2 protein-coding genes are annotated in these 1,148 nt (G+C 62.1%); both read left to right on the forward strand.

All coding sequences use genetic code 11. The features are described from left to right. Positions 1 to 184 (forward strand): 3-methyl-2-oxobutanoate hydroxymethyltransferase (locus A2I95_RS40655; protein ID WP_291737979.1); only part of this gene is annotated, 184 nt, incomplete at its 5' end. An 8-nt stretch (positions 185 to 192) separates the two neighbouring features. Beyond that, complete coding sequence (gene panC / locus A2I95_RS40660; protein ID WP_291737980.1) at positions 193 to 1,053, forward strand: pantoate--beta-alanine ligase; 861 nt, start codon at positions 193 to 195, stop codon at positions 1,051 to 1,053. The last annotated feature ends 95 nt before the right edge of the window (positions 1,054 to 1,148 follow it).

Below are 1,148 nucleotides of genomic sequence, written 5' to 3' on the forward strand. Positions count from 1 at the left end.
GATCCTGGTGGTTGACGACATGCTGGGCTTCTTCACCGCCTTCAAACCGAAATTCGTGAAACGCTACGCTGACCTTGGCCCGCTGGCCGAAGCAGGCATCGCCGAATACGCTGCTGAAGTGCGGGCGCGCTCTTTCCCTGCGGCAGAGCATGTGTTTGCCGATCAGGCGCCTTCCAAAGGATGACCTCCGAAATGACTGCTCCGATCCTGCGCCGCCTGTCTGATTTGCGCGCCAAGACAGCCGAATGGCGCCGCGCCGGCGAAACCACCGGGTTGGTGCCGACCATGGGTGCGCTGCATGCGGGCCATCTGTCGCTGGCCGAAGCGGCCAAACAGGCCTGCGACCGGGTGATCGTGACAATCTTCGTGAATCCAAAGCAGTTCAACAAGCCGGAAGATCTGGAGAATTATCCCCGGACCGAAACTGACGACGCGCAAAAGCTCGCCCATCTGGGGGTTGATCTGATCTATGTTCCGGACCCGGACCAGATCTACCCGGACGGCTATGCCACCAACGTCCTGGTCGGCGGCAGCATCACGGACGTGATGGAAGGCCCCTTCCGCCCAGGCCATTTCGACGGAGTGGCAACGGTGGTCGCCAAGCTGTTCCTGCAGACCAGCGCCGACAAAGCGTTCTTTGGCCAGAAGGACTACCAGCAGCTGATGGTGGTGACCCGCATGGCGCGGGATCTGGACATCCCGATCGAGGTGGTCGGCTGTCCAACCGTGCGGGAAGCTTCCGGGCTGGCGATGTCCTCGCGCAATCTGCTGCTGCCAAAGGACGGGCTGGCCAAGGCCGCGGCGCTGAATGCGGCAATGCGCGAGGCCGCCGCCAAGGCTTCGGCGGGAAGCCCCTGGGCACCGCTTGAGGCCGCCGCGCGCCAGGCGCTGGCAGAGGCGGGATTCGGCGACGTGGAATATTTCGACCTGCGCTGCGCCGAAACGCTGGAGGCGCTGGACACTCCAACCCGTCCTGCTCGCCTGCTGGCGGCGGCCTGGATGGATGGCATCCGTCTGATCGACAATATCGAAGTCTTGAAACTAAATTATTAGTAGGGGCTGGTAGCGGTAGCACCTTTGCGTTTATTGTCCCCGGTCAGAGGAGACTGGAGGGCAGCCGATGACCTATATTCTGGCAATTGATCAGG

The organism is Leisingera sp. F5 (assembly GCF_001593695.1).

What these genes read in the sequence shown, in the direction of transcription:
- panC (WP_291737980.1), top strand. Translation starts at nt 193, where the DNA reads ATGACTGCTCCGATCCTGCGCCGCCTGTCTGATTTGCGCGCCAAGACA.